Annotated in this window: 17 protein-coding genes; 11 read left to right on the forward strand and 6 right to left on the reverse strand. The window is 65.9% G+C overall.

Features of this window, described 5'->3' with window-relative positions; genetic code table 11:
* Positions 1 to 3: 3 nt before the first annotated feature.
* The 7 genes from hrpA (at position 4) to EYV96_RS14620 (ending at position 12,836) form a co-directional block, all read left to right on the forward strand.
* Positions 4 to 4,032 carry an ATP-dependent RNA helicase HrpA gene (gene hrpA, locus EYV96_RS14590; protein ID WP_131152257.1) on the forward strand — a complete coding sequence of 1,343 codons (4,029 nt, stop codon included), beginning with the start codon at positions 4 to 6 and terminating at the stop codon, positions 4,030 to 4,032.
* Positions 4,033 to 4,109: 77 nt separating this feature from the next.
* Positions 4,110 to 6,254, forward strand: coding sequence for a RelA/SpoT family protein (locus EYV96_RS14595; protein ID WP_131152258.1), 2,145 nt, complete (start codon positions 4,110 to 4,112; stop codon positions 6,252 to 6,254).
* A gap of 71 nt (positions 6,255 to 6,325) precedes the next feature.
* The gene (locus tag EYV96_RS14600; RefSeq protein ID WP_131152259.1) at positions 6,326 to 8,011 is read left to right on the forward strand and encodes a tetratricopeptide repeat protein; all 1,686 of its coding nucleotides are present in this window, start codon (positions 6,326 to 6,328) and stop codon (positions 8,009 to 8,011) included.
* 4 nt (positions 8,012 to 8,015) lie between these two features.
* Positions 8,016 to 8,873 carry an SDR family oxidoreductase gene (locus tag EYV96_RS14605; RefSeq protein WP_131152260.1) on the forward strand — a complete coding sequence of 286 codons (858 nt, stop codon included), beginning with the start codon at positions 8,016 to 8,018 and terminating at the stop codon, positions 8,871 to 8,873.
* Between the two features lie 133 nt (positions 8,874 to 9,006).
* Positions 9,007 to 11,334 (forward strand): penicillin-binding protein 1B, encoded by a 2,328-nt coding sequence (mrcB, locus tag EYV96_RS14610; protein WP_131152261.1) that lies wholly within the window; start codon positions 9,007 to 9,009, stop codon positions 11,332 to 11,334.
* Positions 11,335 to 11,336: 2 nt separating this feature from the next.
* Positions 11,337 to 11,867, forward strand: a complete 531-nt coding sequence (locus EYV96_RS14615; protein WP_131152262.1) for a tetratricopeptide repeat protein — start codon at positions 11,337 to 11,339, stop codon at positions 11,865 to 11,867.
* A gap of 99 nt (positions 11,868 to 11,966) precedes the next feature.
* Positions 11,967 to 12,836 carry a LysR family transcriptional regulator gene (locus EYV96_RS14620; RefSeq protein ID WP_240732577.1) on the forward strand — a complete coding sequence of 290 codons (870 nt, stop codon included), beginning with the start codon at positions 11,967 to 11,969 and terminating at the stop codon, positions 12,834 to 12,836.
* A 34-nt stretch (positions 12,837 to 12,870) separates the two neighbouring features.
* On the opposite strand, the gene EYV96_RS14625 is transcribed toward EYV96_RS14620, so the two are convergent.
* Positions 12,871 to 14,031, reverse strand: a complete 1,161-nt coding sequence (locus EYV96_RS14625) for an amidohydrolase family protein (RefSeq protein ID WP_131152263.1) — start codon at positions 14,029 to 14,031, stop codon at positions 12,871 to 12,873.
* Positions 14,032 to 14,262: 231 nt separating this feature from the next.
* Here EYV96_RS14625 and yoaA point away from each other — a divergent pair, with 231 nt between their 5' ends.
* Both yoaA and EYV96_RS14635 read left to right on the forward strand, forming a co-directional pair.
* Positions 14,263 to 16,188: a DNA repair helicase YoaA gene (gene yoaA, locus EYV96_RS14630; protein WP_131152264.1), complete on the forward strand. Its 1,926-nt coding sequence runs from the start codon at positions 14,263 to 14,265 to the stop codon at positions 16,186 to 16,188.
* Between the two features lie 56 nt (positions 16,189 to 16,244).
* Positions 16,245 to 16,619: a VOC family protein gene (locus EYV96_RS14635; RefSeq protein WP_131152265.1), complete on the forward strand. Its 375-nt coding sequence runs from the start codon at positions 16,245 to 16,247 to the stop codon at positions 16,617 to 16,619.
* A gap of 2 nt (positions 16,620 to 16,621) precedes the next feature.
* Here EYV96_RS14635 and EYV96_RS14640 read toward each other — a convergent pair whose 3' ends face one another.
* The 3 genes from EYV96_RS14640 to EYV96_RS14650 form a co-directional block, all read right to left on the reverse strand.
* The gene (locus EYV96_RS14640) at positions 16,622 to 17,887 is read right to left on the reverse strand and encodes an RNA polymerase sigma factor (RefSeq protein ID WP_131152266.1); all 1,266 of its coding nucleotides are present in this window, start codon (positions 17,885 to 17,887) and stop codon (positions 16,622 to 16,624) included.
* Between the two features lie 117 nt (positions 17,888 to 18,004).
* A complete protein-coding gene (locus EYV96_RS14645) occupies positions 18,005 to 18,427 on the reverse strand; it encodes a VOC family protein (RefSeq protein ID WP_131152267.1) in 423 nt (140 codons plus the stop codon).
* Between the two features lie 31 nt (positions 18,428 to 18,458).
* Positions 18,459 to 18,884 (reverse strand): YciI family protein, encoded by a 426-nt coding sequence (locus tag EYV96_RS14650; protein WP_131152268.1) that lies wholly within the window; start codon positions 18,882 to 18,884, stop codon positions 18,459 to 18,461.
* A gap of 237 nt (positions 18,885 to 19,121) precedes the next feature.
* Between EYV96_RS14650 and tsaB the strand changes: the two genes are divergently transcribed.
* Positions 19,122 to 19,811 (forward strand): tRNA (adenosine(37)-N6)-threonylcarbamoyltransferase complex dimerization subunit type 1 TsaB, encoded by a 690-nt coding sequence (gene tsaB, locus EYV96_RS14655; RefSeq protein ID WP_131152269.1) that lies wholly within the window; start codon positions 19,122 to 19,124, stop codon positions 19,809 to 19,811.
* Between the two features lie 11 nt (positions 19,812 to 19,822).
* On the opposite strand, the gene EYV96_RS14660 is transcribed toward tsaB, so the two are convergent.
* On the reverse strand, positions 19,823 to 20,848 hold the full coding sequence (locus EYV96_RS14660; protein ID WP_131152270.1) for a YeiH family protein: 1,026 nt from the start codon (positions 20,846 to 20,848) through the stop codon (positions 19,823 to 19,825).
* An 87-nt stretch (positions 20,849 to 20,935) separates the two neighbouring features.
* On the opposite strand from EYV96_RS14660, the gene EYV96_RS14665 reads away from it, so the two are divergent.
* Entirely contained in the window at positions 20,936 to 21,820 is an 885-nt protein-coding gene (locus EYV96_RS14665; protein WP_131152271.1) for a LysR substrate-binding domain-containing protein, read from the forward strand.
* A 2-nt stretch (positions 21,821 to 21,822) separates the two neighbouring features.
* Here the strand turns inward: EYV96_RS14665 and ptsP are convergent, their stop codons facing one another.
* A complete protein-coding gene (gene ptsP, locus EYV96_RS14670) occupies positions 21,823 to 23,553 on the reverse strand; it encodes a phosphoenolpyruvate--protein phosphotransferase (protein WP_131152272.1) in 1,731 nt (576 codons plus the stop codon).
* Between the last annotated feature and the right edge of the window lie 120 nt (positions 23,554 to 23,673).

A 23,673-nucleotide genomic window follows, 5' to 3' on the forward strand; every position in this document is an offset into this window, starting at 1 on the left:
CCCATGAATGACTCTGCTCCCACCTCGAATCACCCGTCAGAACGCCGCCTGCGCGAGTTGCGCAAGGCGCTGGACGCTGTCAGCAGTCGCGACTTCGGCCGTTTGCTCGGTCGCTGGCGCGGGCTGTCGCGCCGGCCCGATGACAAGAAACTGCAGGCGCTGGTCGCCGATATCGAGGTGTCCGCGACAAGACGCCGCGCGCGTGCCGAGGCCAAGCCGGCGATCAAGCTCGATGAATCGCTGCCGGTCAGCGCGCGGGCCGAGGACATCGTCAAGCTGATCCGCGAACACCAGGTGGTGGTCATCGCCGGTGAGACGGGTTCGGGCAAGACGACGCAATTGCCGAAGCTGTGCCTGGCCGCCGGGCGGGGCGAGGCCGGCATGATCGGCTGCACCCAGCCGCGTCGCCTGGCGGCGCATTCGGTGGCGCGGCGCGTGGCGGAGGAGCTGGGCACGAACCTGGGCGACCAGGTCGGTTTCCAGGTGCGCTTTACGGATCAGGTGTCGGATCGCACCCTCGTCAAATTCATGACCGACGGCATCCTGCTGGCCGAGACACAGGGTGATCCCTGGCTGTCGGCCTACGACACCATCATCATCGACGAGGCGCACGAACGCAGCCTCAACATCGATTTCCTGCTGGGCTATCTCAAGCGCCTGGCGGTGAAGCGGCCCGATCTCAAAATCATCGTCACCTCGGCCACGATCGATACCGAGCGCTTTGCCGAACACTTTGGCGATGCACCGGTGGTGTCGGTGGAAGGGCGCACGTATCCGGTGGAAGTGCGCTGGCGCTCCGTGGAGGCGCTGGGGACCCAGCGCACTGGCCGCGACATGCAGCAGGGCAGTGCCGACCATGTGGCGGCCGTGCTTGACGACATCACGCGCGACGACCCGCGCGGCGACGTGCTGGTATTCCTGCCGGGTGAACGCGAAATTCGCGACGCGCATCTGCTGCTTTCGCGACGTCAGTACCGCGAGACAGAAATCCTGCCGCTCTACGCGCGCCTGTCCGCCGGCGACCAGGATCGTGTTTTCAAGCCAGGAACCAAGCGCCGCGTGGTGCTTGCCACCAACGTGGCGGAAACCTCGCTGACGGTGCCGCGCATCCGCTACGTCATCGACAGCGGGCAAGCGCGCGTCAAACGTTACAGCCAGCGTAGCCAGCTTGAACGCCTGCATGTCGAGCCGGTTTCCCAGGCCGCGGCCGATCAGCGCAAGGGCCGTTGCGGGCGCGTGGGGCCGGGCATCTGCTATCGCCTCTATGACGAGGCCGATTTCCACAGCCGCGCCGAATATACCGATCCGGAGCTGCTGCGTTCGTCGCTCGCCAACGTCATCCTGCGCATGCTCAGCCTGCAGTTGGGTGACGTCGATCAGTTTCCGTTCCTGGAGGCACCCGATCCGCGCGTGGTGGCAGATGGATATCGCCGGTTGGCGGAGATTTCCGCGATCGACGAGCAACGCCATCTCACTGCCATCGGGCGTACGCTGGCTCGCTTGCCGATCGATGTGCAGCTGGCGCGCATGCTGGTGGAAGCACAGAAGCTGCTGAGCCTGCGCGACGTGCTGATCGTTGTCTCTTTCCTGAGCATCCAGGATCCGCGCGAACGCCCGGCGGATGCGCGTCAGCAGGCCGATGCGGCGCATGCGGCGTTTGCCGATCCAAAGTCCGATTTTGTCGGGGTGCTGAACCTTTGGCGCGACTACGACAAGGCGCACGAGGACCTGACGCAGTCGAAGCTGCGCGACTGGTGTTCGCGCCACTTCCTCAGTTTCATGCGCATGCGCGAGTGGCGTGAATTGCATCGGCAGCTCTTGCTGGTGGTGCAGGAGCTGGGGTGGAAGCTGGAGGCCAGGGCCGGCGCCGTGGAGCCGCCGCCCGGCGACCGTCCTTCCCGGAAACCAGTCGTGGCAAGGAAGGGTGCCGCCAGTGAAAAGGCGCCGCTTACCCTGAAGGCTGGCGACGCCGTTTCCACGGGCAAGGTGAGCGAAGAGGATCTTCGCTACGAAGCGATTCATCGCAGCCTGCTTTCCGGTCTCCCGACGCAGGTCGGCCACAAGGACGAGAAGGGCATCTATCGAAGCACGCGCGAGCGCCGCTTCCAGGTGTTCCCCGGTTCGTCGCTGTCGAAGGTGCCGCCGAACTGGGTTTTCGCCGCGCAGATCCTCGACGTGGGTGGCAAGGTGTGGGGCATGATGTGCGCCCGCGTCGAGCCGGTGTGGATCGAACAGCAGGCCGGGCATTTGTTGCGCAGTGCCTGTCGCGATCCGCATTGGTCGCGCAAGCGCGGCACCGTGGTGGCGTACGAGCAGGTGAGCCTTTTCGGGCTGACATTGGTCGAGCGTCGCCCGGTGACCTTCCAGTTGCAGGATCCACCGCTCGCCCATGCGATTTTCCTGCGCGAGGCGCTCGTGCGCGGCGACATCGACGCGCGCGCGGACTTTATCCGCGCCAACCAGCGCGTGATGGAAGATGCGCAGGGCATCGAGGCCCGACAGCGTCGCGAGGGCCTGATTCGCCACGAAGACGATCTTGTCGCGTTCTTCGAGGGCAAGCTGCCACAGGATGTTGCGAGCGGCCGTGCGCTCGATGCCTGGTATCGGCAGGCGCGCCCCGCGGAGCAAGCCGCGCTGCGCTGGTCCATCGATGATGTGTTGGTCGGTGGCGCGGGGCTGGACCCCAGGGCGTTTCCGGCCTGGCTGGAGCTGCCTCCCCAGCGGTATCGCCTCGAGTATCGCTTCGTACCTGGCGATGAAGCCGACGGCGTGACCCTTCACCTGCCGCTGGCCATGCTCAATGCATTGCCCTCGGCGCGTTGCGAATGGCTGGTGCCCGGGCTGCTGGCTGAGAAAGTCGCCGAGCTGATTCGTGCGCTGCCCAAGCCACTCCGCCGCAACTTTGTGCCGGCGCCGGATTTTGCGCGCGCGTTTGTCGAGGCCGAGGTGCCCCGCGACGAACCTTTATCGCGAGCCCTGGCGTCGTTCCTCAAGCGCGCCACGGGTGTTGATGTGGGGGCTCAGGAGTTCGATGCGGCGCAGTTGCCCGCACATTTCGCCATGCGCTTTCGCCTGCACGACGAGAAAGGCCGGACGCTTGGAGCCGGGCGCGATCTGTCGGTGCTTCGCGGCCAATGGGAGGGCCAGGCGCGCGAAGCTTTTTCGCGCAAGACCGATATCGAACTCACGCGTGAAGATGTCATGCAGTGGGATTTCGAAGAGATTCCCGCGCAAGTGCGCTCTGAGGGCGGCCTGATGGCATTCCCTGCGCTGGTGGATCTTGGCGAGGCGGTCGCATTGCGCGTCTTCGAGCGCAGCGATGAAGCCCGCGAAGCCCATCGCGCTGGCGTTGTGCGCTTGCTTCGTCATGCCATTGCCACGGACATGAAGCAGGCGCGTCGCCGGCTGCCTATCAGCAATCCGCTGGCACTGAAATATGCGCCGATGGGTGGCGTGGATGGACTGCGTGAGGACCTGGCCGAAGGCGGCTTCACCGACCTGCTGGAGCGGCATGATCTGAACGTGCGTACCGCGGCCGCGTTCGAGTCGCTGCGTACGCATGCCGCGCGCGAGATCTTCGGTGCGGGTGTCGAGCGCCTGAAACTGGCCGAGCCCATCATCGAGGCGCAGGCGGAACTGAAGCCCTGGCTGGAGCCCCCGCTGATGGGATTTGCCCGGGCCAGCTATGACGACCTGCGCGAGCAACTGGAGAACCTGCTGACGCCCGGCGTGCTGCGCGAGCTGCCGACCTCGCGCCTGGCCCATTTTCCGCGCTACCTGAAGGCCATGCGCCTGCGCGGTGAGCGCCTGCGTCAGGACCCCACCAAGGACCAGCAGCGCATGTTGCAGGTGCTGCCCTACTGGCGTGAGTACCTGCGTCATCGAGCGGGTGGCACGCCGGCGGCGGACCTGGCCGAGCTACGCTGGTTGATCGAGGAGTGGCGGGTTTCGCTATTCGCCCAGGAGATGAAGACGCCCGAGCCGGTGTCGGCCAAACGACTGGCGCGCGCCCTGGATGCCCTGACCGCCTGACCGGTTCCGCCCCGCATGGGGCAAGATCGCTCATTCCCCCGTACTACAATGCGCGTGCATTCGAGGACGTTTCGCCCGTGATCCAGGCCGTTTCCGCCGCCAATTCGAGCCTCGCCGCGTGGCGTGACCGCGCGGCATCGGTGCCGGCCGTGCTGGCGCAGGCGCTGGATGTCGCAGAACAGCAGCGCATCCATGCCCACGAGTGCGTCGACGTCCTGGACCTGCTGGCCATGCTGGGCTGCGATGCGCAGACCCAGGCGGCGGCGCTCTGGTTCGATGTGGCGCGCGTGGCACCGGCGGTGTGGGCCGAGCACGAGCCACGGCTGCCCCCGGACGTCCAGCGCCTTGTCGCCGGCCAGCTTGCCGCGGAAAAGGTTTGGGCCCTGCATGCGCAGCGCACGCAACCGGGCAGTGCCGAGGGGTTGCGTCGCTTGTTGCTGGCCATCATTCGCGACCTGCGCGTGGTCTTCGTGCTGCTCGCTCGGCAGCTTGCGCGGATGCGCGGGGCCAGCCAGCTGCCTGAAGACGAGCGCCGGGAGCTGGCCAGCCTGACGCGCGACATCCACGCACCGCTCGCCAACCGCCTGGGTATCTGGCAGCTCAAATGGGAGCTGGAGGACCTGGCGTTCCGCCACCTGCAGCCGGAAACCTACAAGCGCATCGCCAAACTGCTTGATGAGCGTCGTGCCGATCGCGAGGAGTTCATCCGCGAGTCGCTGGATGAGCTGCGCCGTGCACTCAAGGCCGCTGGCATCGAGGCCGATCTCGCCGGTCGTCCGAAGCACATCTATTCGATCTGGAAAAAGATGCAGCGCAAGTCGCTGGAGTTTTCCGACCTCTACGACATTCGCGCCGTGCGCGTGCTGGTGAATTCCGTCGCCGATTGCTATGGCGCGCTCGGCGTCGTGCACGCGCTGTGGCCGCACCTTCCCGGTGAGTTCGACGATTACATCGCGCGCCCGAAAGGCAACGACTATCGCTCGCTGCATACGGCGGTGATCGGCCCGCAGGGCAAGACGCTGGAAGTGCAGATCCGCACGCACGACATGCACCGCGTCAACGAGCTCGGCGTGGCGGCGCACTGGCGCTACAAGGAAGGTGGCAGCGCCGACAGTGAATTCGAGGCAAAAATCGCCTGGATGCGTCGATTGCTGGAGCCGAAGGCGGACAGCGAAGGCGATCTGGCGGCTGAGCTCCATACGGAGCTGATGGAAGACCGGGTTTACGTGCTGACACCTCGCGGCGAAGTCATCGACATGCCGCGCGGCGCCACCGTGCTGGACTTCGCGTACCACGTGCACACGGAAGTCGGTCATCGCTGCCGTGGCGCCAAAGTCAACGGCCGTATCGTGCCGCTGACGCATCAGCCGCACAGTGGCGACCGCATCGAGATCCTCACCGGCAAGGTGGCCGAGCCCAGCCGTGACTGGCTGTCGGCGCATCATGGCTATCTGCAGACCTCGCGTGCCAGGGAAAAAGTGCGCACGTGGTTCCGCAAGAGCGCGCACGATGCGAACCTGGCCGCCGGTCGCACCATGCTGGAGCGCGAACTGAAGCGTCTGGCGCTTCCGTCCGCGGATATCGCCAAACTGCCCGCGCATTTCCACCTCAAGCACCTGGACGAGGTAATGGTGGCGCTGGCGCTGGGTGAGATCACCACCGGCCAGATCGCGCGCACGCTGCAGGAGGCCCAGGTGGCCCAGCAGGCGCCCAGCGAAGTCACGCAGTCGGCGATGCCGGTGACATCGCGGCACCAGACGCTCGATCACAGTGCCCTAAGCATTGAAGGCGTCGGCAACCTGCTGACGACGCTGGCGCGCTGCTGCCAGCCTTTGCCGGGCGATGCGGTGCGGGGATTCGTCACGCGAGGCCGCGGCGTCTCGGTGCATCGCGCGGACTGCGTGAGCCTGGCGCGGCTGGCCCGCCGCGATCCGGATCGCGTCATTGATGTGGAATGGGGCAGGGCGTCCGCTCAAGCCTACGAGGTGGACGTGGAATTGCACGGCTACGATCGCAAGGGTTTGCAGAAGGACGTCGCCACCGTCATCAGCAACGCCGGCACCAACATCATTGCCTCGTCCAGTCGGGTCTTTACGCGTACCGGCGAGGTGGAGATGCGCTTTACCTTGCGGGTGAAGGACTTCGAGCAGCTCTCCACCCTGCTCAGTCGACTGGTCGCCCTGCCCAACGTCGTCGAGGCACGGCGCGTCAGCGGCAGCTGAACGGGTGGTGGCACCCGGCCGGCAGCCTTCGTTCAGGATGCTAAAGTGGGTCGATTCAGCGATGCCAGCCTATGAACGGACGCAAAGACCCGCACGATCACCGGACCGAACCCACGCTGGGTGATATCGATCACCTGGACGAGCCGCCGCCGTCGCGTACGGAGGACGGCTTGCCTTCCCTGACGCTCGATCCGGAAAGCCGCCGCGCACCGCCGACGCGGCATCGCCCCCGTCAGACGTCCAGCCATCGCGGCTGGCTGTGGCCGATCCTGCTGCTTGTTGTCATGGGTCTGGGCGTCACCTTCTGGCTGCAGCAGGATCGCCTGCGCGGCATGGTCCCCACCACGGAACTCAATGATGTGCTGGGCCGCGCGGAGCAGGCCCTTGCCGAAGGACGCCTGGATGGCACCGACGGCAACAGCGCCCGTGAATTGTTCGAAGCGGCGCGTGGGCTGGAGCCGGACAACGATCGTGCGCGCGACGGCCTGCGCAAGGTGGGCCTGGCCGAAGTGGCCAGGGCCGATGCCGCGCTGCGTAACGGGAAGATCGACGAAGCCGATCAGGCGACCAACGCCGCACGCGAACTCCTGGGTGGTGGCAGCGACGTGGATCGCCTGAGCCAGGCCATCGCCAAGGCGCGTGGTGCCAATACGCAGACCGATGCCCTGGTCAGCCAGGCGCAGCAGGCGCTTGCCGACGGCAAGGCCGAAGAGGCGGGCGCGTTCTATATCAAGGTGCTCGCCGCCGAGCCGGGCAATGCCGTGGCGACACATGGCCTGGACAAGGTGGGCGAGGCGTTGTCTGGCGATGCACGCAAGGCCATCGAAGCGGGCGATCGCGCGACGGCGCAGGCCAAGGTCGACAAGCTTGCCGCGATGTTGCCCGGTTACGGCGAGCTGCCGTCGCTGCGCGCTGCACTGGTGCAGGACCGCAAGGCCGATGCGGGCGATGTCACCGACGCTATCAAGCAGGGCAATGACGCCTTGCGCGCCGGCCGCATTGCCGGCCCTGGCGACGACACAGCCCTGGCTTATTACAAATCGGCGCTGGCCATCGATCCGGATAACGACGACGCCAGGGCCGGCCTCGGGCAGGTGGCCCAGGCGCTGATCGTGCAGGCGAACGCGGCCCTGGATGGTGGCGACACAGCGCAGGCGCGAAAGCTGCTCGATCAGGCGGCGGAACTGGCGCCGAAATCAGCGGAGCTGGCGGCGACGCGAGCGCACCTCGCCGATCTCGGCAAGCGCCCGTCGTCCGACCAGCCCGTCGCGGCTGCGCAGGAGGCAGGCGAAGACACCCATCCTCCCCTGACGGCCCAGCAAAGCGGCGAACTCGCGCGCATGGTGCAGCGTGCCGATGCCGCCGCGCGGCAAGGCAACATCATGCTCCCGCCGGGCGAAAGTGCGTACGACCTGTATCGCGGTGCGCTGGCGATCGATGGCAACAATGAAGCGGCACGCCGTGGCCTGCAGAACCTGCCCGCCGTCGCGATCGCCCAGTTCAATCAGGCGATCGCCAATGGCAATCTCTCGCAGGCTAGCGAACGCCTGTCCGATCTCGGCGACCTTTCGCCCGGGGAAGCGGGACAGGCCGAGCTTCGCCAGCGCCTTGCCGGTGCCTGGCTTGATCAGGCCGAGCAGCAACTGGCGCGTGGCAATCGCCCCGGTGCCGCTCAGGCCATCGACAAGGCACGCAAGCTTGCGCCGGACAATCCGCGCTTGTCGTCGGTCGTCGCGCATCTGCAGGCGGGCGGTTGAGTTCATGGCGTCGGGAAGTGCGAGCAGGGACGTCGTTGTTTTCGGTGCCAGCAGCCAGATCGGCTACTTCCTGTTGAAGCGGCTGGTGGCACGCAAGGATGGCGTCGTCGCGGTGAGCCGCAAGGCGCGTCCGGCGGAGCCGGGCATCACCTGGGTGGAAGGCGACCTGCCGTGGACGCCGCCGGCGCTGGACAAGTCATTCGACTGCGCGGCCAGTTTCGGACCGCTTGCACCCTTTGCCGCGTGGCTGGAACAGGCGCCGCTGCGTGACGATGCGTTTGTTGTGGCGACCAGTTCCATGAGCGCGGCGACGAAGATCGATTCGCCGGTGCTCGCCGAACGCGAGCTGGCCCAGCGCCTGCGCGAGGGTGAATCGCAGCTGGCGCAAGCCTGCGAGCGCCGGGGTTTTCGTTGGACGATTCTTCGCCCGACCATCGTTTACGGCGCCGCGCGCGACAAGAGCCTCACCCCCATCGCCCGCCGCGCCGCGCGTACGCATGTCTTTCCCTGGCCGCAGGGCAAAGGCCTTCGCCAGCCGGTGCATGCCGATGACATCGCGCAGGCCGTTCTCGCGGCGATCGATACTGGTGCCTGCGCGGGGCAGGTGGTACCCATCGGCGGCGGTGAGCGCCTGACGGCCGGACAGATGTTCGATCGCGTGCGCCGGACAGTGCCCGGAACGGTGCTGCCTGTGCCTTTGCCGGCAGCGGGACTGGAGCTGATTGCGATGGCGGTGCCATGGATGCGGGGGCCGGTTGCGCGTCTCAACAGTGACCTGATTGCCGACAACAGCGTGCTCGAAGCATCCCTGGGCGTGCACCCGCGTCCCTTCCGTCCCGACCCCGCCTGCTGGGGCCTGTGACACCTTCCCCCCGGGCTGCCCGCAAATCGCCATTTTGCGGCCCTTTCGGACGCCCTGAAGACGGGCCGGCGTTCAGATGCCCGCCGGTCTTCAGGCCCTATCATCGCGGCCTTATCGTTCAGGATTCTCTGCCTTGGCCTTTCTGACCCGTCTTCGCTCGTTCGCTAGCGCCGTCTGGCCTTGGGTGCGCATCCCGTTCTGGATTTGCCTCGGCTTGTTCGTGGGCTTCGTGCTCCCTTACACCCTGGTGCTCAACAAGCGCGTGCAGGATCGCTTCAACGATCTGGTCTTCGCCGTCCCCACCCGCGTTTATGCGCGACCGCTGGCGCTTGAGCCCGGCGCCCCCACGTCCCCGGCGGCCCTGGAGCTGGAGCTGACCTTCGCCGGTTACGGCAATGACGGTCACGGCCAGGTCGCCGGCACCTTTGCGAAGGACGGCGCGGCCTACACGATTTCCTCGCGAGGTTATGCCGGTCCCGACGGGGGCGAGCTGCCGAAGCGCATCAAGGTGGTGCTGTCCAAGGGGCAGGTGTCATCGGTCAAGGATCTGGGCACCGGCAAGGCGATCACTTCGGCGCATCTGGATCCCGCGCGTATCGCCACGGTGTATGGCTCGCAACAGGAAGAGCGCCGCATCGTCCATCTCGGCGACGTGCCGCCGTTGCTGATCGCGGGGCTGCAGGCGGTCGAGGACCGCGACTTCAAGCATCACATCGGCATCGATTTCTCCGCCATCCTGCGCGCGACGTTCGCCAATCTGCGAGCCGGCCACACGGTGCAGGGCGGTTCGACGCTGACGCAGCAGCTGGTGCGCAACCTGTTCCTCGATCGTGACCAGAACATCACGCGCAAATTCAACGAAGCGCTGATGTCGATCCTGATCGAAGCGCACTACGACAAGAGCCGCATCCTCGAGGCTTACATCAACGAGGTGTTCCTCGGTCAGCAGGGTAGCCAGGCGGTGCACGGTTTCGCCGCCGCGTCGGAGTTCTATTTCGGACGTCGCATCGAAGACCTGCGTCCGCAGGAAATGGCCTTGCTTATCGGCATGGTGAAGGGACCGAGCTTCTACGATCCGCGTCGTTATCCGGACCGTGCGTTGACGCGTCGCAACCTGGTGCTCGGCCAGTTCGTCGAAACGGGCCTGTTGAGCGCTGACGAAGCCAAGGCGGCGCAGGCGACGCCGCTGGGCATCATCACCAATGGTCAATTGCCGCATAACCGCTTTCCGGCCTTCATGCAGCTGGTACGCGGACAGATCACCAACGACTTCGATGACACCACGCTCAGCGAAGGCAACCTGAGCATCTTCACCACGCTCGACCCCGCCGCGCAGCTCTACACCGAGCAGGCCATCGCCACGACGATGAAAGCGCTGGGCAAACGCGGTGATGCGGCGCAGGCAGCGGCCGTCGTCACGGAGGCACAGACAGGCAGCGTGCTGGCCGTGGTCGGTAGCAAGGATCCGGGTGACCAGGGCTTCAACCGTGCGCTGGACTCGCGGCGTTCCATCGGCTCGCTGATCAAGCCGCTGGTGTACCTGGTGGCGCTTGCCCAACCCGATCGCTGGAACCTGGGCTCGCTCGTCGATGACTCGCCGATCAGCATGCGCCAGCCCGATGGCACCCAGTGGACGCCGAAAAATGACGAAGGCGACTCGCATGGCGAGGTGCCGATGGTCGACGCGCTGGTGCATTCGTGGAACCTCGCCACGATCCACCTGGGCCTGGAAGTCGGCGTGCCGCGCATCAAGGCCTTCCTTGAATCGTTCGGCATGACCGATATCAACCCGAGCCCGTCCCTGTTGCTGGGTGCCCAGGGGTTCTCGCCGCTGCAGACCGCGCAGCTCTATCAGTACATCGCCGCCGACGGCCATGCGCTGCCGCTCGTCGCCGTGCGCGGGGTGGTGGACGCGAAGGGCCAGACGATCAAGCGCTATGAAGTGAAAACCGGGCAGGGCGAATACCAGGGTGCGGTGCGCCTGGTGACCTGGGCGATGCAGCAGGTGGCGCGTTCGGGTACGGCCGCCTCGATTGGTCGCGCGGGCCTCGGCAATCTCAATGCCGCCGGCAAGACCGGCACCAGCAACGACATGCGTGACAGCTGGTTCGCCGGCTTCACCGAAGATCACCTGGCCGTGTTCTGGATGGGTCGCGACGACAACAAGCCAAGCGGGCTCTACGGCGCCACCGGCAGCCTGCGCGCCTGGCAGGAGCTGTTCCGCAAGCTGCCGACGCGGGCCTTGCCCGCTGAGCCGGGCCAGGGCCTGGAAATGGCCTGGATCGCCGACGGCAAGCGCACGGATCCGCAATGCGGAAATGCGCGGCAATTGCCGGTGATTGCAGGCACACTTCCGCAAAGTACCGAAGGCTGCTTCTGGCAGCGTGTGCAGAGCTGGTTTGGCGGCGGTGAAAACACCGAAGCCCCTGCGCCGGCCAACCCCGAACCCATCCGAGATTGATCATGTCGTACCGTCTTGCCCGCACCGTCCTCCTGACCGCCGTCGTGGCTGGTCTCGCCATCACCGCGTGCACCAGGATCGCCGAACCGGAAAAGCCGGCGCGCGCGGTGCCGTCGGACGCCCAGATGATTGCTTCGATTCGCGCGGCAGGCGATCGCGAAAAATCGATCATCGACGTGAACCCACTGCGCGATCCGGGCGTGACGATGCTGCAGGATGGTGCCGGTGCCGACGAGCGTCGTGGCGCGTACCAGGACGCTGCGGACAAGCTCGATCAGGCCCTCAAGCTCAGCCCCAACTCGCCGGACCTGCTGCAGGAACGGGCAGAAGTCGCGATTCGCCTGAAGGATTACCCGCGCGCCGAACAGCTCGCCCGCAAGTCGTGGGAGCTGGGGCCGCGCCTGGGCCCGCTGTGCGCGCGCAACTGGCAGACCATCAAGGAGCTGCGCTTCCACGCCGGCGACGACGCTGGCGCGGCCACGGCGGACAAGTGGGTCAAGCAGTGCCACGTCGAGGGCGTGCCCCGCTACTGAGGCAATCCCTGGCCACGGGCGAGGGCTTGCTACGGCGCGTGTGCAGATGGATGGCCCTTGTTCGATACTGCCGCAGTCATCCAAAAGGTGAATGCATCCATGGCTGCCAGTGCGAAACCGAATAGGGTGCTCTTCGAACTGGACCTGCTGCGCGCGTTGGTCACGGTTGCCGACTGTGGGAGCTTCACAGCAGCAGCACTTCGCCTGCATTCCACGCAATCCACGGTGAGCCAGAGGATCCGGCGTCTCGAAGAGGCGGCCGGATATGTGCTTCTGACGCGCGGCAAGGGTGATGTTCGCCCCACTGACGCCGGCGAAACCGTGCTGGCGTACGCGCGTCGACAACTTACGCTCAACGATGCATTGCTCGATGCGCTGACCGGCGCCGCTGTCGCGCTGACGATCCGGCTGGGCGTACCCGAAGATTTCGCTGCAGGCCGCACGACTGAGTTGCTCGCGACCTTCAGTCGCCGCCATCCGCACGTCAAGCTTGAAGTGAGTGCAGGCCTGAGCCGCGATCTGCTGGATGCCTATGATCGCGGTGACCTGGATATGGCATTGGTCAAGCTTCGTCGCGACTCGCGTGAATCCGTGGCCCGCTGGCCCGAGCCCATGCGCTGGATCGACAGTGCGAAGAGCCCCGCCTTTCAGCTCGATCCGCTGCCGCTCGTAGCGTTTCCGCCTCGCGGCCTCTATCGAGATGACATGATCGGCGCGATTGAGCGCATGGGGCGACGCTGGCGCATCAGCTTTTCGAGCACCAGCCTTTCCGGTGTCCAGGCGGCGGTTGCCGCAGGCCTCGGCATCAGCCTGCTGCCCGCGCGAGCAGTGACGGCCGGGCACATCGTGTTGCATCGTCGCCAGGGGCCCTGCGATCGACACCATGGATATCGCGCTGCTCCACGGCGCAACGGCCGATCCCATGGTGCAGGAGCTCGGGCGCGAGCTGGGGCGGATGATCGGACGTGAAAACAAGCGTGGTCCGGCGCGGCCGCGCTGAACGTCAGCGTGATTCCCAGAACTCGCCGCGATGCACGATCTGCCGATCACTTCGCGCGCCGGCCACGGCGGCAGGCCCGTTAGGCTCATCGAAAACCACGAACGATGCCTCGTTCCCCGCGTGAAGGCCGTAGCCTTCCTTGCCCATGACGGTGGCACCGGCATGCGTCGCCATGTCCAGCGCGACCAGCAGTTCGCTGTCCGTATAGAAGCCCGACCGATAGCCGACAAGCTGGGCTCGCTGCAGCATGTCGCCATTGCCGTAAGGCCACCAGGCATCGCGGATGTTGTCATTGCCGCTGAAAACGTGAACGCCTGCCGCGCGAAGTCGGAGCACCGGCGGGAAAGCGCGGTCGCCAGGCGCATTGGTCATGATGGCCACGCCGGCATCCGACAGAGCCAGCGCGGTGCGATCGACCACATCGTGCGTCACGTCGCCCAGCGCATAGGCATGGCTCACGGCGACGCGTCCCGCCATGCCGAGCGCTTTCGTGCGCGCGGCAATGCGCAGCAGTTGCCCGATGCCTTGCATGCCCGGCTCGTGCAGATGGATGTCCACCTTGGCGTCGTGGCGTTCGGCCACGCCGAACACCACGTCGAGCTGGCCTTCGGCATCGCCATCGAGCGTCGTGGGATCGATGCCGCCGACGACGGTCGCACCTTCGCGCATGGCGGCATGAAGCACGTCGGCCGTGCCGGGACAAGACATCACGCCCGCCTGCGGAAACGCGACGATTTCGATATCGACCCGATCAAGCCAGCGGCTGCGCGCTTCCATGACCGCATGCAAGTGCGAAAGGCCGGTCGTGGCATCCACGTCGACGTGGCAGCGCATGGCCATCGTGCCGTAGCTTGCGGCCTGGGCAATCAACGCGTCCGCGCGCTCCACCATGGGCCGCGCAGTCGCCAGGAGTTGCTTCTCCGCCGCCAGTCGTTCACGCAGCGAGTGGGCTGGGACGTGTGGTCTCCATGTGTCGCCGACAAAGCTTTTGTCCAGGTGAATATGGCCGTCGACGAAGCCCGGCAGGACGAGCCGCCCGGCGAGGTCGATGGTTTCGCGGGCCTCGGATGCGTCCGTGGCGTCGACAAGACGGCCGTCCTTGACGGCAAGGCGAATGGGCTCGCCGTGCACGTTCACGGCGTTGTTGAAGATCCGATCGAGCATGGTCGACCTCCATGGGGGTGGGGCGCCGGAGCGAACTCGGACGGCGGGTCGGAAGGTAGGTGAAGCCAATGTACGGCGGCGTCGGAACATGCGCCAATGAAATGATTTACTGGCATGCATTCGCGATTCGAATGATCGGGGTCGTGACGGCAGGAGTGCCCCGGACGTCGTGACCGTCCAGCGCTTTGACGGACGCTCGCCCCCAAACTCCATCTCCGCCATACTTGCCCGATGATCGACTCCGACGCCTCTGCGCTGCTCGGCGCGGACGGCCCGTTCGCACGCGAGTTGCCCAATTTCGCTCCGCGCGCCGCCCAGCAGGCGATGGCGCAGGCGGTTCAGCATGCGATCGCCGAACGCGAGACACTGATCGCCGAAGCGGGCACGGGTACGGGCAAGACTTACGCGTATCTCGTTCCGGCGCTGCTGTCGGGTGAACGGGTGATCGTCTCGACAGGCACCAAGGCGCTGCAGGATCAGCTGTTCTTTCGTGATCTTCCGCGCGTGCGTTCGGTGCTCGGTGCGCATCTCAAGGCCGCGCTTCTGAAAGGTCGGGCGAACTACCTGTGTCTGTATCGCCTCGATCAGACCGTGCGTGAAGGCGCCACCTTCGATTACACGCAGGCGTCGCAACTGGCGGCCATACGTGCCTGGTCCGCGCGCACGCGTTTTGGCGACCGCATGGAACTGGCCGAGGTGCCGGAAGAATCGCCGATGTGGCCACGCGTGACGTCCACGCCGGAGAATTGCCTGGGCGTGGAGTGTGCGTTCTACGACGACTGCCACGTGGTGAAGGCACGTCGCGAAGCGCAGGAAGCCGATGTGGTGGTGGTCAATCACCATTTGCTGTTTGCCGATCTTGCACTGAAGCAGGGCGGCTTCGGCGAGATCCTTCCCGGGGCGCAGGCTTTCATCCTCGATGAAGCCCACCAGATTCCGGAGCTCGCGGGTCAGTTCTTTTCGCAGAGCATCAGCGCGCGTCAGCTCACTGAGCTGGCACAGGATGCGCTGGCCGAATGCAATGGGGTCACCGGGGCCATCGGCGTCGTACTCGAGCCGGCCGAGGCCCTGCAGGACACCGTGCGCAAATTGCGCGCCAGCATGCAGCCGTTGCCGGAGCGCGGGCCGTTTCACCTGCTCGAGACGGCCGGCGATATTCGCGAAGGCCTGCGCGACTTGCAGGACATGCTGGCGGCGTTCGCCGACGTGCTCGCCTCACAGGCCGAACGCACGCGCGGCTTCGCCAATGCGCACGAGCGCGCGGCCGTGATGACCGAGCGACTGGATCGCATCGTCGAACAACCCGACGAACAGGATGTGCGTTGGTTCGAACTGTTCCCGCGCGGTTTTGCCCTGCATGCCACGCCGCTGGACCTGGCGGCGCCACTGCGCGTCCTGCGCGAACGTACACAGGCGGCATGGATCCATACGTCGGCGACCCTGTCCGTCGCCGGTAGCTTCCAGCACTTCGCCCGGCAGCTTGGGCTTGAGTATCCGCAGACGCTGAGCCTGGAAAGTCCGTTCGATTACGAAAAGCAGGCGCTGTGCTATCTGCCGGCCGGCTTGCCCGACCCGGCGATGCGCGATTACACGGAGCGTGTCATCGACGCCGTGCTGCCCGTGCTGGAAGCCTCCAACGGTCGTGCATTCCTGTTGTTTACTTCGCACCGTGCCCTGCGCCTGGCCGCCGACACGCTTTCGCGACGAGTGGGCTGGCCGTTGTTCGTCCAGGGCACGGCGCCGCGGCATCGGTTGCTCGAAGACTTCCGCGCCAGTGGCCACGGTGTGTTGCTCGGCGCAGCCAGTTTCTGGGAAGGCGTCGACGTGGCCGGGGAAGCGCTCAGCGTCGTGGTGATCGACAAGCTGCCGTTCGCGGCACCTGATGACCCCGTCCTGCAGGCGCGCCTGGATGCCCTCGAGCACTCCGGTATCAATCCCTTCATGGGCTGGCAGGTCCCCAGCGCCGTCATTGCCCTCAAGCAGGGCGTGGGCCGCCTGATCCGCGACGTCCATGATCGCGGCGTACTGGTCCTGTGCGACCCTCGTCTGACCAGCAAGGGCTATGGCAAGCTGTTCCTCAACAGCTTGCCACCGATGCCGCGCACCCGGGACCTGAAGGACGTGCAAGCGTTCTTCGCGGATGACGGGGACGCCTAGACGGCAGTTTCGCGTCGCGTGGTCTAGCTTGCTTCCCACGTTTCAGGAGCAGGGTCATGGCAAAGATCACCGGTCTGGGCGGCATTTTCTTCAAGTCGCGCGATCCCATCGCGTTGTCGAAGTGGTACGCCGAACACCTGGGCCTGCCCGCCCAGGAGTGGGGTGGCGCGATGTTCACCGAAGACGAATCGCGACCGGGCAAGACGCTTTGGTCGCCCTTCAAGGCGGACACGGCCTATTTTGGCGCCGGTCCGCAGACCTTCATGATCAACTTCCGCGTGGATGACCTGGACAGCGTGCTGATCAACCTGCGCCGCGCCGGTGTCGACGTCGATGACAAGAGCGAGGCGAGCGAGTACGGCAAGTTCGGCTGGTTCACCGATCCGGAAGGCCATCGCGTGGAGCTGTGGGAGCCGCCGGCGTCGGCGTAAGGTCAGTCCGGGCCGCAGGATTCGGCGCGTCGCTGCAGCAGGGCCTTTTCCTGCGCATTGCGTGTCATGGCCGATGCGCGCAGGAATTCCGTGCGTGCTTCAGCCAGTCGACCCAGCTTGTACAGCAGGTCGCCGCGGACACTCGGTAGCAGGTGGTAGTTCTTCAGCGCCGGCTCGTCGCGCAGTGCATCAACCATGGTCAGGCCGGCTTCCGCGCCGTACGCCATCGAAACGGCCACGGCGCGATTGAGCTCGATCACCGGTGACGGGAAGCTGCGCGCCAGCTCGGTATAGAGCGCCACGATGCGCGGCCAGTCGGTTTGATCGGCGGTGGTGGCGCGCGCATGACAGGCGGCGATGGCGGCTTGCGTCGCGTATACGCCGCGGATGCTGGCCAGTTTCTCAGCGCGTTCGAGGGCGGCCAGGCCGCGGTGGATCATCAGCTGATCCCAGCGCGAACGATTCTGTTCCAGCAGAAGCACGGGCTCGCCGCCCGGTCCGACGCGCGCGGCGTTGCGCGATGCCTGGATTTCCATCAGTGCCGCCAATCCATGCACTTCCGGTTCCTGCGGGGCCAGCTCGGCGAGGATGCGGCCCAGTCGCAGCGCGTCTTCGCACAGGCCGGGGCGCAGCCAGTCCTGGCCGGTCGTCGCGGAATATCCTTCGTTGAAGATGAGGTAGATAACACCGAGAACCGAACCGAGGCGCTGGTTCAGCTCTTCGCCGCGCGGCACTTCGAAAGGCACCTTCGCGTCAGACAAAGTGCGCTTGGCGCGCACGATGCGTTGGGCGATGGTGGGTTCGGGCACGAGGAACGCCCGGGCGATTTCATCGGTCGTCAGGCCGCCAAGCAGGCGCAAGGTCAGCGCGACGCGCGCATCCATCGACAGGAGTGGATGGCAGGCGGTGAAAATCAGGCGCAGCAGGTCGTCACCGATGTGGTCGTCGGCAGCCAGCTCCACTTCGGTGAAGGCGAACTCCTGTTCGGCTTCGAGTTCGCGCGTGATCTCTTCATGCTTGCGCTCGATCAGCTTGCTGCGGCGCAGGCGATCGATGGCGCGATGCTTGGCGGTCGTCATCAGCCAGGCACCGGGGTTATCCGGGACACCGGATTGCGGCCATTGTTCGAGGGCCACCACGAGTGCGTCCTGGGCCAGTTCCTCGGCCAGGCCGACATCGCGCACCATGCGCGCCAGGCCGGCAATGAGGCGAGCGGATTCGATGCGCCACAGGGCGTCGATGGTGCGATGGATGTCGGTCGCCGTCATAGCGCGCGATCACATCACCGCGCGCCCCTGGAACGCAACTGTCGTGGGTCACGGCCACACCCCCTTGGCAAGCCGCTCCGCCCCGGCAACGGGCCCAGGCGGAGGCGAGCGCGCGCGTTACGTCGGTCGCGGAACCATGATCATCCAGCGCACGCCGAATCGATCTGCCAGCATGCCAAAGCTGGTGGCGAAGAAGGTTTCGGCCAGCGGTTGAGAGACTTCGCCGCCATCGGCGAGCGCGTCGAAAGCCTTCTTCGCATCCGCATCGGACTTCATCGAGTACGCCAGCTGGAAACCCTCGAACTTCATGTCGCTCTTGGCGTAGCCATCGGTGGCCATGATGGTGGTATCGCCGACGGTGAACTCACTGTGCATCACCTTCTCGGCGTATGCCGGATCGGGTGCGTGGCCTTCCTGGGGCGGCTGCGGATTGTCCTTGAAACGCATCAGCAGTTTCACTTCGGCGCCGAGCGTTTTCTTGTAGTACGCAAGCGCTTCGTCGCAGCGGCCATCGAAGTTCAGGTATGTCTGGATCGTCATGGGCGTGTGCCTTCGGCAAGATGCGTGGGAGTCAGTTCTGCTGGGCCATGACGGCGCGAATCCGTTCTTCCTGCTCGCGCAGTTCCGGCGTGAATTCGGCGCCAAAGTCTTCGGCTTCGAATACCTGGCGAATCTCGATTTCCGATTCCCCGTCGAAGGGATTCGGGCAGCGCTTCATCCATTCGATGGCTTCTTCGAGCGATTTCACCTGGATGATCCAGAAGCCGGCAATCAATTCCTTGGACTCGGCGAACGGGCCATCGATAACGGTGCGCTTGCTGCCGTCATAGCGGATGCGGGCGCCTTTTGAGCTGGGCTGCAGGCCTTCGCCGGCGAGCATGACGCCGGCCTTCACCAGCTCCTCATTGAACTGGCCCATCTCGGTCAGCAACTGCTCGGTGGGCATGACACCGGCTTCGGATTCCTTGTTGGCCCGGACCATCACCATGAATCGCATGGCAGTTCTCCTCGGTTGGATGTGGGTGGCGGGCCGACGGAGGCGGCCTCTGTGCATGCGACGAACGACCAGGGCGGAAATCGACACGCCCGTCGTTCGCTTGCCTGAGGTTCGCCCGGCCTTGCCTGTGAACCGGCTCATGCCGCCACGACGCGGGCCCGGGAAGGGTGGTGTGATGAGCTGGCCCTGGCCCCCTCCCAAGCGCGCCGTCGCGCCTGCCGGTAACATGGAGCGTCTATGAACCTGCTTGCCATCGAAACGTCTACCGAAGCCTGCTCGGTCGCCCTGGTCCACGGGGAAGAAGTCATCGCACGCAGCGAAGTGGCGCCGCGCCGCCACGCGGAGCTGGTGCTGCCCATGGCCGATAGCCTCCTGGCCGAGGCCGGGCTGGGGCGTCATGCCCTGGATGCGATTGCCGTGGGACGAGGGCCGGGCGCCTTCACCGGCGTGCGACTGGGCGTGTCGCTGGCTCAGGGCATGGCGCTGGCCCTTGATTGCCCGGTCATCACCATCTCGTCACTGGCAGCGCTGGCGCTTGAGGCGCCGGAGGACGAGGCCGCCATTCTCGCCGTGATCGACGCGCGGATGGGGGAGGTCTATGCGGCCTGCTATCGCCGCGATGCCCAGGGTGGCCTGATCGCCCTCGACCAGGAGCGCGTGTGCGCACCGGGTGACCTCACCCTGCCGGCAGAAACCGAGTGGCACGTGGTGGGCACGGGTTGGGCGACCTACGAGAACATCTTGCGCGAGCGGCTCACGGGCACGTTGCGCTCGGCGGATGGCGCCTGCTTCCCGCAGGCCGGACATATTGCCGAGCTGGCCGCGGTGGCGTTCCGTTCGGGGCACCTGCTGGCGCCCGAACTGGCCTTGCCGGTGTATCTGCGTGACAAGGTCGCGCTGACGCTGGTGGAGCAGGGCAAGGCCTGATCGAACGCCTTTTACAGCTGCCCGATGACCAGCTGTACCAACAAGCTGCTTACCGAGACCGCCGCCCAGACACCCAGTCCCAGCAGGATCGGACGGGCGCCGGTCGCAGCCATCTTGCGCAGGTTCGCCGAGAGGCCGATGGCCGTCAGCGCGACGATGATCAGGAATTCCGCGGCCATGTGGATCGCCGGCTGGATCACCTCGGGCACCAGTCCGGCCGTGCGCACCGCCGAGGCCACCAGGAACCACAGGATGAACCAGGGGAAGATGCGGCGCAGGCTGAAGTCCGACGCGCCCTGCTTCTTTTCGCGCCAGGCGACGGCGAAGGCCAGGACCAGGCAGATCGGAATGATCAGCGTGGCGCGGGTCAGCTTGACGATCGTGGCGTAGTCGCCCGCAGCCTTGCTGAAGCTGTAGCCGGCCGCGACCACCGACGAGGTGTCGTTGATCGCCGTACCCGCCCACAGGCCAAAGCCGAGGTCCGACAAGTGCAGCAGGTGGCCCAGCAGCGGGAACAGCAGCACGGCGACCAGGTTGAACAGGAAGATGGTGGAGATCGCAAAGGCCGTATCGTGCTCGTCCGGCTTGATGATCGGCGTCACGGCCGCAATGGCCGAGCCGCCGCAGATAGCCGTGCCCACGCCGATCAGGATCTTGAGCTTGTCATGCACCTTCAGCATGCGGCCCAGGCCCCATGCGGCGAGGAAGGCCACCGTCATGGTCACCAGCGTGACCGCCAGCGACTCCAGGCCTGTCTTGGCGACCTGGTTGAGGCTCAGGCCAAAGCCCAGCGCAATGATCGACCACTGCAGCACCTGCTTGCCGGCGAACTGGATGCCGGGGGTGAACTGGCCGCCCGGGGCCAGCAGGTTGCGCACCGCAATGCCCATCACGATGCCGAACACGGGGCCGCCGATCAGCGGGGCAAGGCGCCCAAGGCCGAGGGCGAGCAGGGCGATGGCCGTGGCGAGAGCGAGGCCGGGAAGACGCTGGCCGAAGGTGGGTGCGGCAGGGGCGGGGATTGCGGTGACAGCCATGAGACGCTCCTTGAGACCGCCGCATTGTCCGACCCGAGATGAATCAATGAAACTGCATATAACTTATGGTTTGTATAAAATGAGCTGATGATTAGCATCAGCCCGCGCCAGCTCGACGTCTTCGTCCAGGTTGCCCGCCTCGGCAGCGTGCGCGCGGCGGCCGACAGGCTCCACCTTACGCAGCCTGCGGCGAGCATGGCGCTCTCGGAAATGGAGAAGCAGCTGGACGGCCCGGTGTTCGATCGCGAACGCGGCCGCCTGAGGCTCAATGCGAAAGGGCGCGAGCTGCTGCCGATCGCCCAGGAGCTGCTCGAACGCTACGAAGAGTTCGGCCGCCTGGCGCGCGGCGGCGTCCAGGCGCTCACGGGTGAACTGCGCATCGGCGCGAGCAATACCGTTGGCAACTACCGCGTCGGCGAACTGCTCGGTCGCTTCGTGCGTAGTCATCCGCAGGTCGCCATTCGCCTGCGCGTCGCCAACACCGACGCCATTGCCGCCGCGATGCTCGATCACGAACTGGATGTCGGCTGTGTCGAAGGCCCGGTTGTGCACCCTTTGCTGGAGATGACGCCGTGGCGTGATGACGCGCTGGTTGTGTGCGCGCCCCCCGATCATCCGCTGGCGCGCAAGCGCGGCCTGAAGGCCGGTGACTTCGCGGGTGCGCGATGGGTGCTGCGCGAGCCGGGTTCGGCGACGCGCACAACCAGCGAGCGCGTGCTAGCGCAATTGCCTCCCGGCGAAACCGTGCTGGAGCTCGATCAGATCGAGGCGATCAAGCAGGCTGTCGTCGCAGGCATGGGCATCGCGTGCTTGCCACAGATTGCGGTGATCGATGCGGTTGCCACCGGGCGCCTCAAGGCGCTGGAAACCCCCTTCCTGGATTTGCGGCGCAAGCTGTTCCTGCTGCTGCACCGGGAAAAATACCGCGGCGCATTGCTGGATGCCTTCCTGGGCGATGTCGCGTTCAACTGACGTCAGCCGCCGACACTCGCCAGCAGCGCTTCGGCTTCTTCGTGCGTGCGTGCGCGGATGATCGACGGCGCCATGCGTCGCAGCTCGTGGTAATCGAGCTGGGCGATGCGATCGCGCACGTGCAACAACTGGCTTGAGTGCATGCTGAACTCAGTGAGGCCCAGTGCCATCAGCAAACCCGTGAACTTCGTATCGCCGCCGATTTCGCCGCACAGGCTTACTGGTTTTCGCGCACGGCGGCCGGCCGAGATCACGTGCGAAATCAGCCGCAGAAGCGCGGGCTGCAGCGGGTTGTAAATGTTATCGAGCGCATCGTTGCCGCGATCGGCCGCAAGCACGTACTGCGCGAGGTCGTTGGTGCCGATGGCGAGGAAGTCGGCGTGGTCGAGCAGCGAGCGGACATTGATCGCTGCAGCGGGCACTTCGATCATCGCGCCGAGCGGCAATTTTTCCGGCAGGTCGATGTTTTCGCGCTTCAAATCCTGCCGGGCGAGCTTGAACAGCGTGCGCACCGCGATCAGTTCATCCGGCTGCGTGACCATGGGCACGAGCACGCGCACCGGGCCATAGCAGGCGGCGCGCAGGATGGCGCGGATCTGCGTGGTGAACACGGCCGGATGCCGCAGTGAGAGTCGCACGCCACGGACGCCGAGCGCCGGATTTTCTTCGCCGCGAAGCACCAGTCCCGCGGCATCCGCCTTGTCGGCGCCCAGGTCCAGGGTGCGGATGGTGACCGGTTGTCCACCCATGCCCAGCACGAGATCGCGATAGGCGATGAACTGCTCGTCTTCGGACGGCAGATCCTTGTGGCGCAGGAAGAGGAATTCGGTGCGATAGAGGCCAACGCCATCGGCGCCGCGCGCGCGGGCCATGGCGATGTCGGTTGGCGTTTCGGCGTTGGCGAGCAGGCGGATGTCCACGCCATCGGTGGTGCGCGTGGGCGCATTGGCCAGCGATGCCAGGCGTCGGCCTTCCAGCTGCGCTTCGCGCTGCCATGCGCGATAGCGGGCAAGATCCTGCGCGGTGGGATGCACGACCGCTTCGCCACGTTCGGCGTCGAGCAGGATCAGGTCATCATCGTGAATCGTGGACAGCGCATCGCGGGCGCCGACCAGCATGGGCAGGTCCAGGCTGCGCGCGAGGATGGCACTGTGCGAGTAAGCGCTACCGGAACTGGCCACCACGCCGAGAAGTCCGTTGCCGGCCAGATGCGCCATGTCAGCCGGCGCGATGGTGTCGGCGATGAGGATCTCGCCCACACGCGCGGCGAGCTTGCGTTCTTCGCGGCTGGTCTGGCGTTGAAGCGCGGAAATCACGCGGTTGATGACCTGGTCGACATCTTCCTTGCGGCTGCGCAGGTAAGGGTCGTCCATGGCTTCGAAAACGGCGGCGAGGCGGTCGCGCTGCTTCTTCAGTGCGGCGCCCGGGCGGTAATGGCCGATGCGCACCAGATCGTCCAGGCCGCGCAGCAGCTCCGGGTCATCGAGCAGCAGCGAGTGCGCATCGATGAACTCGTTGACCTCGCGGGCCAGGGCGCCGTGCAGCTTGCCGCGCAGTTCGCGCAGTTCCAGGCGCGCGGTATCGAGCGCACGATGCAAGCGCGCGAGCTCGGCTTCGACTTCTTCTTCGGCGAGCGGGCGTGTGTCGACCAGATAGCGGCTCGGCTGCACCAGTCGTGCACGTCCGAGCGCCATGCCCCGTGAAGCGGATGTGCCAAACAGAAGGTGTCTCATGGGCGCCCTCCGTGGCGCGATGCGAAGGGGAGGAAGCCGGCGAAGTGGGGGCGTGGCTGGAATCTGACAATGGCTGTCCGGCACATCGCGGCATGCGTGTTGCCGGACGTGCAATGCGTC

The sequence above is a fragment of the Dyella terrae genome (assembly GCF_004322705.1).
In the GTDB taxonomy this organism is placed as follows: Bacteria; Pseudomonadota; Gammaproteobacteria; order Xanthomonadales; family Rhodanobacteraceae; genus Dyella_D; species Dyella_D terrae.